The organism is Pseudomonas sp. TH10 (assembly GCF_016651255.1).
Lineage (GTDB): Bacteria > Pseudomonadota > Gammaproteobacteria > Pseudomonadales > Pseudomonadaceae > Aquipseudomonas.
Window position 1 is genome coordinate 23655 of record NZ_JAEKEG010000057.1, and the last position, 9583, is coordinate 33237.

A 9583-nucleotide genomic window follows, 5' to 3' on the forward strand; every position below is an offset into this window, starting at 1 on the left:
CCAATCACGCGCAAAAAAGATTCTACTTCGGCGCAAGCTCCCGCAGGTGGCGTGCGACTGCAATCCATGCACCGATATACCCCAACAGCACCGCGCCAAGCAAGAGCGACAGACCGTCGGCAACTGGCACTCCGGCCAGCGCGAAATCACTGCCGTACAAGCCGGCCAATCCAACCACCGCATCGTTCAGCCAGTTCAGGCCGAACGCCAATACGCCCCAGGACAACAGCCCTGCACCGAAGCCATACAACGCGCCCATATAAAGGAAGGGACGCCGCACATAGCTGTCAGTGCCGCCGACGAGTTTAATCACTTCTATCTCGGTGCGGCGGTTTTCAATATGAAGACGAATGGTATTGCCTATCACCAAAAGTAATGCAGAAACCAACAGCACTGTCAGACCGAAGACAAACCGGTCGCCCAGCTTGAGGATGGCGGCCAGACGCTCGACCCAGACCAGATCAAGTTGCGCCTGCTGCACCTTCGGCAACTCGGAAAGTTTTTGTCTCAATGCTTCAAGAGCGGGCTTGTCGACCTCATTCGGGGTGACCAGTACCACGCCAGGCAGCGGGTTTTCGGGCAGCTCCTTGAGCGCGTCGCCCAGGCCGGACTGCTGCTGAAACTCTTCGAGCGCCTGGTCGCGGCCTACGTATTCAGCATCGGCGACGCCGGGGATAGCTTTTATCTGCTCACGCAATGCCTCCCCCTGCTCAGCGCTGGCGTCGAGTTGCAGGTACAGGGAAATCTGCGCCGCACGCTGCCAGGAACCACCTAGACGCTCGACGTTACCTAGCAGAAGTGACAGCCCCATGGGCAGGCTCAGCGCGACCGCCATCACCATGCAGGTGAAGAAGCTGCCGATCGGCTGCTTGCCGAGGCGGCGCAGGCTGTCGAGCAGGCTGGCGCGATGGCTTTCGACCCAGGCACGGAACAACGTGGCGAAGTCCGGGCCGTCGTCTTCGTCGTGTTTTTTCTTCTTCGGCGGCTGCGGATCGGCGGCTTTCGGGGCCACGCGCTCGGAAACCTTCGGACTGCGTGTTGCACTCATTCCCCTGCCTCCCCGTCACCGATCAATCGGCCACGTTGCAAGGTCAGCATGCGGTGGCGCATGCGTGCGATCAACGCCAGGTCGTGACTGGCGATCAGCACGCTGGTGCCGAGGCGATTGATGTCTTCAAATACCCCCATGATCTCTGCCGCCAGGCGCGGGTCGAGGTTACCGGTGGGTTCATCCGCCAGCAGCAAGGCCGGGCGATGGACGATGGCCCGGGCAATGCCGACGCGCTGTTGTTGACCAGTAGAGAGGTCCCCCGGGTACAGGTCGGTCTTGTCGGAAAGCGCCACACGCTCAAGGGCGGAGTCGACGCGCTTGACGATCTCGGCCTTCGACAAGCCGAGTATCTGCAGCGGCAAGGCAATGTTGTTGAAAACCGTACGATCGAACAGCAGCTGGTGATTCTGGAACACTACCCCGATCTGACGCCGCAAAAAGGGGATCTGCGCATTGCTGATGGTGGCCAGGTCTTGCCCGGCGAGCAGCAATTTGCCGCTGGTCGGACGCTCCATTGCCAGCAACAGGCGCAACAAGGTGGATTTACCGGCACCGGAATGGCCAGTGACAAACAAGAACTCGCCACGACGGACTCGAAAGCTCAGCTCATGCAAGCCGACGTGACCGTTCGGGTAGCGTTTACCGACCTGTTCGAAACGAATCATGAACGCTCCCGCTCGGCAAACAGTGCCTGGACAAAGGGTTCGGCTTCAAAGGTACGCAAATCGTCGATGCCTTCACCGACGCCGATGTAGCGGATCGGCAGGCCGAATTGCTTGGCCAGGGCGAAAATCACCCCGCCCTTGGCGGTGCCGTCGAGCTTGGTCAGCGCCAGGCCGGTCAGTTCGACGGTCTGGTTGAATTGCTTGGCCTGGTTGATGGCGTTCTGGCCGGTGCCGGCGTCGAGCACCAGCAGCACTTCGTGCGGTGCGTCGGCGTCGAGCTTGCCGATCACCCGGCGAACCTTTTTCAGTTCTTCCATCAGGTTGTCTTTGGTGTGCAGGCGACCGGCGGTGTCAGCGATCAGTACGTCGATGCCACGGGCCTTGGCGGCCTGCACGGCGTCGAAGATCACCGAAGCCGAGTCGGCGCCAGTGTGCTGGGCGATGACCGGGATCTTGTTGCGCTCGCCCCAGACCTGCAATTGCTCCACGGCAGCGGCGCGGAAGGTGTCACCGGCGGCGAGCATGACTTTCTTGCCTTCCAGTTGCAGCTTCTTCGCCAGTTTGCCGATGGTGGTGGTTTTGCCGGCGCCGTTGACGCCGACCACCAGAATCACGAACGGCTTGTTCTGCGAGACGATTTTCAACGGTTGTTCGACCGGCTTGAGCATCGCGGCCAGTTCGGCCTGCAGGGATTTGTACAGCGCGTCGGCGTCGGCCAGCTCTTTGCGGGCGACCTTCTGGGTCAGGCGCTGGATGATCTGCGTGGTGGCTTCGACGCCCACGTCAGCGGTGAGCAGACGGGTTTCGAGGTCATCGAGCAGATCGTCATCAATAGTTTTACGGCCAAGGAACAGGCTGGCCATGCCCTCGCCGATGCTGGCGCTGGTCTTCGACAGGCCTTGCTTGAGGCGGGCGAAGAAACCGGCTTTGGTTTCTTCGGTGCGCACAGGCTCTGCAACAGGCTCGATGATGGCAACCGACGCCTCGACCACTGGCGCTGGCGCTGGTGCCGGAGCGGGTGCTGGCACCGCAGCTGGCACTGGCACTGGCACTGGTACCACTGCAACAGCCTCAGGCTCAGCCAATACCACCGGGGCGACAGGCGGCTCCACAAACAGTGCCTGAGCGGGCTCCGGCGCGACAACCGTCGGTGCCGGGATTGGCGGCGGCAGGTGCGGTGCCAGTTCATCCTCGACCAACGCCACCGGTTCTTCCGCGACGGGCAATTTTAACCAGGGTTCGGCGACCGGAACCGGAGTCGAGGGTTGCTCAGCCACGACTTCAGGTTCAGGCTCGACGATCGGCTGCAGCACCGGCTCGGCGATCGGCAGGACAATCGGCGCCGGCTCCTCATCCAGTACTGGCTCTGGAACCGGCTCATTAAGTGGCTGTGGCTGTTCGACGACGGGTTGCTGCGGTTTCTTACGCAGCCATCCGAACAGGCTTTTCTTCTCGCCAGCCGCAGCTGGGGTCTTCTTGTCGTCGTTGGAACCAAACATGGAGGACGGCTATCTCACGGTAGCGACGCGCCATAAGGGCGCCCCGGCAAATAAATATTCGATGCAGAACAGACTGTGTTTCATCCAGCTTGTTCACGCGCAACATTTTGTCGAGGTGTACGGGACATCTCAGGAAAACGATTTAACACAGGACTGATGCGGCAAAATCGGCGAAAAAGCAGAACTCTGCCAATAAATGCCGAATTCCCGTCGCGAACCCATACAACCTGATCAAGCATCAAGGCCTGATAGGCGTGGCCGCCAGTAAAACGGATCAGTATCCTAGCACCTCCTCGCCCGCCTAGGCTAAGACCAAGCGGGCAGCCCAACAGGTTAAAAAACGAATGAATGCTCTAGCCCGCCGCGCCGCAGGCCTGCTGCTCAGCACAGTCTGCCTGCCCCTTTCGGCCCTGGCGGCCGACCCGCAACCGACTCACGAATTCACCCTCGACAACGGCCTCAAGGTCGTCGTGCGCGAAGACCATCGCGCGCCAGTGGTGGTCTCGCAGGTCTGGTACAAGGTCGGCTCCAGCTACGAGACACCAGGCCAGACTGGCTTGTCTCATGCACTGGAACACATGATGTTCAAGGGCAGCGAAAAAATCGGCCCCGGTGAAGCCTCGCTGATCCTGCGCGACCTGGGCGCTGAAGAGAACGCATTCACCAGCGACGATTTCACGGCCTATTACCAGGTGCTGGCCCGCGACCGTCTGGGCGTAGCGTTTGAGCTGGAAGCCGACCGCATGGCCAACCTGCGCCTGCCGGCCGACGAATTCGCCAAGGAAATCGAAGTCATCAAGGAAGAGCGCCGTCTGCGCACCGATGACAAGCCGATGTCCAAGGCCTATGAGCGCTTCAAGGCCATGGCCTACCCGGCCAGCGGCTACCACACGCCGACCATCGGCTGGATGGCCGACCTGGACCGCATGAAGGTCGAGGAGCTGCGCCATTGGTACCAATCCTGGTACGTGCCGAACAATGCCACCCTGGTGGTGGTCGGCGACGTCACTCCAGACGAGGTCAAGACCCTGGCCCAGCGCTATTTCGGCCCGATCCCCAAGCGTGACGTGCCGTCAGCCAAGCAGCCTCTGGAACTGGCCGAGCCCGGTGAAAGGAAGATCACCCTGCACGTGCAGACCCAATTACCGAGCCTGATGCTGGGCTTCAATGTGCCGAGCATCGCCACGGCTGAAGACAAGCGCTCGGTCAACGCTCTGCGCCTGATCTCGGCACTGCTCGACGGTGGTTACAGCGGCCGTATCCCGACACAACTGGAGCGCGGCGAAGAGCTGGTGTCCGGCGGTTCGTCGAGTTACGACGCCTACACCCGTGGCGACAGCCTGTTCACCCTGTCGGCAACTCCGAACACGCAGAAGAAAAAGACCATGGCGCAAGCCGAGGCCGGCCTGTGGAAACTGCTGGAGCAGCTGAAAACCACCGCGCCGTCCGCCGAAGAGCTGGAGCGCGTGCGTGCGCAAGTGATCGCCGGTCTGGTCTTCGAACGTGACTCGATCACCAGCCAGGCCACCGCCATAGGCCAGCTGGAAACCGTCGGCCTGTCGTGGAAACTGATGGACACCGAACTCGCCGATCTCGAAAGCGTCACTCCGCAAGATATCCAGAACGCCGCCAAGCTGTATTTCACCCGCGAACGTCTCAGCGTCGCCCACGTCCTGCCACTGGAGACGACTCATGAGTGAGCGTAAAAACCAGCGCCTGGCGCTGATCGGCCTCGTCGTTGTCGCGCTGATCGGCTCCGCGACCGTCTACTTGCTGCGGCCCGACGACTCGACAGCCAGCGAAGCCCTCGATAACGCCAAGTCCAGCCAGAAACTGCAATCGCTGGCCGAACTCGACGGCAAGGCCCCGGCCAGCCGCAAGCTCGACGTGCAAACCTGGAACACCGCCGAAGGCGCCAAGGTAATGTTCGTCGAAGCCCATGAATTGCCGATGTTCGACATGCGCCTGATCTTCGCCGCCGGCAGCAGCCAGGACGGCAACGCGGCAGGTCTGGCGGTGCTGACCAACGCGATGCTCAATGAAGGTGTCGCCGGCAAAGACGTCGGTGCTATCGCTCAGGGCTTTGAAGGCCTCGGTGCCGATTTCGGCAACGGTGCTTTCAAGGACATGGCGCTGGCCTCGCTGCGCAGCCTCAGCGCCGCAGATAAACGCGCGCCGGCCCTGGAGCTGTTTTCCGAAGTGGTCGGCAAACCGACCTTCCCGGCCGACTCGTTCGCACGCATCAAGAACCAGATGCTGGCCGGTTTCGAGTATCAGAAACAGAACCCCGGCAAACTCGCCAGCCTCGAACTGATGAAGCGTTTGTATGGCGATCATCCGTACGCGCATTCGAGCGACGGCAACCCGCAGAGCGTACCGAAGATCACCCTCGCGCAGCTGCGTGAGTTCCACGCCAAGGCCTACGCGGCCGGCAACGTGGTGATCGCGCTGGTCGGCGACTTGTCCCGCGCGGAAGCCGAGGCAATTGCCAATCAGGTGTCCACTGCCCTGCCGAAAGGCCCGGCGCTGGCGAAAATTGCGCAACCGGCAGAGCCCCAGGCCAGCACCGGCCACATCGAATTCCCGTCCAAACAGACCAACCTGCTGCTGGCGCAACTGGGCATCGACCGCGATGACCCGGACTACGCCGCCCTGTCGATGGGCAACCAGATCCTTGGCGGCGGTGGTTTCGGCACGCGATTGATGAGTGAAGTCCGCGAAAAACGTGGCCTGACCTACGGCGTGTACTCGGGTTTCAGCCCGATGCAGGCGCGCGGGCCGTTTATGATCAACCTGCAGACCCGCGCAGAAATGAGCGAAGGCACCCTGAAACTGGTGCAGGACGTGCTCGCCGATTACCTGAAAAGCGGTCCGACGCAGAAAGAACTCGACGACGCCAAACGCGAACTCGCAGGCAGCTTCCCGCTGTCCACCGCAAGCAACGCCGATATCGTTGGCCAACTTGGCGCCATGGGCTTCTATAATCTGCCGTTGAGCTATCTGGACGACTTCATGCGTCAGTCGCAGAGCCTGACCGTGGAACAAGTCCGCGACGCCCTGAACAAACACCTGAGCACGGACAAAATGGTCATCGTCACCGCTGGCCCGACCGTGCCGCAAAAGCCGTTACCGGCCCCTTCTGATAAACCTGCCGAGCAACCGCTCGGGGTTCCGGAGCATTAATGGCTACTCGTCCCAAAAAACCGCTTCACAACGTGCATAACGGCGTGAACCAATTGCGCATCATCGGCGGCGAATGGGGCAGCCGAAAGCTGAGCTTCCCCGACGCACCAGGCTTGCGCCCGACGCCGGACCGGGTGCGTGAAACCCTGTTCAACTGGCTCGCGCCTTATGTCGCCGGGGCGAAAGTGTTCGACCCCTTCGCCGGCAGTGGCGCGCTGTTCCTCGAGGCATTGTCCCGAGGCGCCGCCCTGGGCCAGGCGCTCGACGCCAGTAACATTGCCGTGTCGAGCATCAAGGAGCACCTGGGCACGCTGCGTTGCACCACCGGGCAAATCCAGACGGCCGACGCCTTGCGTTACCTGGAAACCCAGGCCGCCGTGGCCTACGACCTGGTATTCCTCGACCCGCCGTTCAACCAGAACCTGTTGCCAACCGTGTGCACCCTGCTTGAGGAGCGCCAGTGGCTGGCCGACGAGGCCTGGATCTACACCGAGAGCGAAAACGCGCCATCAAGCCTTGGCTTGCCAGGCAACTGGCGCCTGCATCGGGAGCAGAAATCCGGGCGGGTGTACTACGCGTTGTGGCAACGTATGGCACAGATCGCCGGTTAATCGACCCGCCTGAAAAGGTGCCTGCCTCAATGGAAGCAGGCACCGCCGCCTCGAGAGTAATCGTGCACCCTCCGTCAGAACGCTTCAGCCCCGCCTTCGGCCTTGGCAACCCGCACTTGCAAACATTGTGGGGACCGCTGTGGCGTAAAACCACCCACATTGGACGCGAGCGCGAGCGCCTGTGGCTTGAGGATGGTGACTTTCTTGACCTCGACTGGCATGGCCCGCATGGCGCCGACACCCCGCTGGTGCTGGTCCTGCACGGGCTGACCGGCTCTTCCAATTCACCTTATGTCGCGGGCGTGCAAAAGGCGCTGGCGGCCCAGGGCTGGGCCAGCGTTGCACTGAACTGGCGCGGCTGCTCGGGGGAACCGAACCTGTTGCCGCGCAGTTACCATTCCGGCGCCAGCGATGACCTGGCCGAAACCCTCAAGCACTTGCGCGCCAGGCGGCCACTCGCTCCGTTGTACGCAGTCGGTTATTCCCTGGGCGGCAATGTGTTGCTCAAATACCTGGGTGAAAGTGGCCGTGACAGTGGCTTGCAGGGTGCAGTGGCGGTATCGGTGCCCTTTCGCCTGGATCAATGTGCAGATCGCATCGGCCAGGGTTTTTCAAGGGTCTATCAGGCGCATTTCATGCGCGAAATGCTGGCCTACATCAAGAACAAGCAACGCCAGTTCCAGCATGACGGGCGCGAAGATGGGCTGGCGTCCCTGGCGGCCTTGGGCTCTCTGGAGAACATGCGCACTTTCTGGGACTTCGATGGCCGGGTGACCGCTCCACTGCACGGGTATGCCGATGCCGAAGATTATTATCGCCGAGCGTCGAGCCGTTATTTCCTCGGGCAGATCCAAACGCCAACGCTGATGATCCAGGCGGCTGACGATCCGTTTGTATTCCCGCACAGCCTGCCCCGAGCCGACGAGTTATCCCCGTGCATCCAGTTCGAATTGCACGCCGCAGGTGGGCATGTCGGGTTTGTCGAGGGTTCGTTCAGGCAACCGGGATACTACCTGGAGCGGCGCATCCCAGCGTGGCTGGCAAATCCTCTGTAGGAGCGAGCTTGCTCGCGAGAAACCCGAGAGCGCCGCGGGGTGTCTGATTTCCCGCGTTATCGTTCATCTCCATCGCGAGCAAGCTCGCTCCTGCAGGTACAGGATTATTCGCCTTTGGCGACGCCTCGCGCAGGATCGTTGATCCATTCGCTCCAAGACCCCGCATACAACGCTCCCAACGGATAACCCGCCAGGCACAGGGCGAACAGGTTATGGCACGCCGTCACCCCGGAGCCGCAATAGGCCACCAGCTCCGTCGGCGAACGGTCTGCCAGTTTCGCCGCAAAGCGCTGCTTTAGCTGATCGGCCGGCAAGAATCGCCCGTCGCCGCCCAGGTTATCGGTGAAAGCTGCGCATTGCGCCCCGGGAATATGCCCGGCCACCGGATCAATCGGCTCGACCTCACCTTTAAAACGAGCCAGGGCACGAGCATCGAGCAAAGTCATGGCCGGCTGGTCGAGACGCTGCTGCAATTGTTCGCAGCTCAGCACCAACGAGGCGTCCGGCTCACCGGTGAAGGTGCCCCGCTCTTTACCGGGTGCATCTAGACTCAGCGGCAACCCCGCCGCATGCCAGGCCTTGAGCCCGCCATCGAGAATGAACACGCCATCACGCTTGCCCAGCCACGCCAGCAACCACCACGCCCGCGCCGCATAGGCACCGGGGCCGTCGTCATACAGAATCACGTCACTGTCGGCATTGATGCCCCAGGCTTGCAGACGCTCGATCAACGCTGCCGGTTCAGGCAACGGATGGCGCCCGGTCACACCCTTGAGCACTTTGCCGCTCAGGTCACGCTCAAGATCGGCGAAGCTCGCGCCGGCAATGTGCCCTTCGGCGTAGCTGCGCTGCCCGTAATCAGGATCTTCGAGGGCAAAACGACAATCGAGAATCACCAGCCCCGGCTGTTCCTTACGGGCATCCAATGCTTGCGGGCTGATCAGTTGCGCAATCGGCATAACGGGCTCCTGTGATTAAAGCGGTTGTGATTCCTCATGCGCTTCTTCAAGCGCCTGACCCAGCGGCACATAAAATTCTTCGTACAGCGCATTGACTTCATCACGCGCCTGATCCGTGACGAAGCCCGCCTCCAGCACCAGCACCTGATACACCCCACGCTTGACGGCTTGCTCACTCAAGTGATTGGAATTTTCCCGCGTCGTGCAGAGAAAACGCACCCAGGAGGTCAGGATAATCCAGGCGTTGAGGGTCAGGGACTCGATCTGCACCTTATCCATGCGCAGGATCCCGGCCTCGACGAAGCCGGCGTAGATCTGCGTGCCATGGATCAGGCAGCGCTGGGAAAAGCGTCGGTAGCGCCCGGCCAACTCCGGATCGCTGTCGAGCAGGTGCTCGAGGTCACGATGCAGGAAGCGATACCGCCACATGGCTGCCAGCAGTTCCTTAAGGTAGAAACGCTTGTCTTCCACCGTGGAAGCGCGGCCCTGGGGTGGACGCAGGAAGCTGTCCACCAGGCTTTCGTACTCACTGAAGAGCACGGCGATGATCGCCTGCTTGT

At 61.5% G+C, this 9583-nt stretch carries 9 protein-coding genes; 4 read left to right on the forward strand and 5 right to left on the reverse strand.

Annotated elements, in window-relative coordinates:
- Nucleotides 1-22 precede the first annotated feature (22 nt).
- From ftsX to ftsY, 3 genes are read right to left on the reverse strand one after another with little or no spacing between them, the layout of a single operon-like run.
- Nucleotides 23-1048: a permease-like cell division protein FtsX gene (gene ftsX / locus JFT80_RS08980; RefSeq protein WP_201147636.1), complete on the reverse strand. Its 1026-nt coding sequence runs from the start codon at nucleotides 1046-1048 to the stop codon at nucleotides 23-25.
- Complete coding sequence (gene ftsE, locus JFT80_RS08985) at nucleotides 1045-1716, reverse strand: cell division ATP-binding protein FtsE (RefSeq protein ID WP_201147637.1); 672 nt, start codon at nucleotides 1714-1716, stop codon at nucleotides 1045-1047. The genes ftsX and ftsE overlap by 4 nt, the downstream gene beginning before the upstream one ends.
- Nucleotides 1713-3215: a signal recognition particle-docking protein FtsY gene (gene ftsY / locus JFT80_RS08990; protein ID WP_201147638.1), complete on the reverse strand. Its 1503-nt coding sequence runs from the start codon at nucleotides 3213-3215 to the stop codon at nucleotides 1713-1715. The genes ftsE and ftsY overlap by 4 nt, the downstream gene beginning before the upstream one ends.
- 344 nt (nucleotides 3216-3559) lie before the next feature.
- Here ftsY and JFT80_RS08995 point away from each other — a divergent pair, with 344 nt between their 5' ends.
- Genes JFT80_RS08995 through JFT80_RS09010 form a run of 4 tightly spaced genes read left to right on the forward strand, consistent with a single transcriptional unit; the run spans nucleotide 3560 to nucleotide 8064 of the window.
- On the forward strand, nucleotides 3560-4915 hold the full coding sequence (locus tag JFT80_RS08995; protein WP_201147639.1) for a pitrilysin family protein: 1356 nt from the start codon (nucleotides 3560-3562) through the stop codon (nucleotides 4913-4915).
- Entirely contained in the window at nucleotides 4908-6398 is a 1491-nt protein-coding gene (locus JFT80_RS09000) for a pitrilysin family protein (RefSeq protein WP_201147640.1), read from the forward strand. Before JFT80_RS08995 ends, JFT80_RS09000 begins: the two co-directional genes overlap by 8 nt.
- A complete protein-coding gene (rsmD, locus tag JFT80_RS09005; RefSeq protein ID WP_201147641.1) occupies nucleotides 6398-7009 on the forward strand; it encodes a 16S rRNA (guanine(966)-N(2))-methyltransferase RsmD in 612 nt (203 codons plus the stop codon). The genes JFT80_RS09000 and rsmD overlap by 1 nt, the downstream gene beginning before the upstream one ends.
- A gap of 29 nt (nucleotides 7010-7038) precedes the next feature.
- Entirely contained in the window at nucleotides 7039-8064 is a 1026-nt protein-coding gene (locus tag JFT80_RS09010) for a hydrolase (protein WP_207187748.1), read from the forward strand.
- 104 nt (nucleotides 8065-8168) lie between these two features.
- On the opposite strand, the gene JFT80_RS09015 is transcribed toward JFT80_RS09010, so the two are convergent.
- Both JFT80_RS09015 and JFT80_RS09020 read right to left on the reverse strand, forming a co-directional pair.
- Nucleotides 8169-9023 (reverse strand): sulfurtransferase, encoded by an 855-nt coding sequence (locus JFT80_RS09015; protein WP_201147643.1) that lies wholly within the window; start codon nucleotides 9021-9023, stop codon nucleotides 8169-8171.
- A gap of 15 nt (nucleotides 9024-9038) precedes the next feature.
- On the reverse strand, nucleotides 9039-9583 hold a 545-nt coding region (locus JFT80_RS09020; RefSeq protein WP_201147644.1), incomplete at its 5' end, for a TetR/AcrR family transcriptional regulator.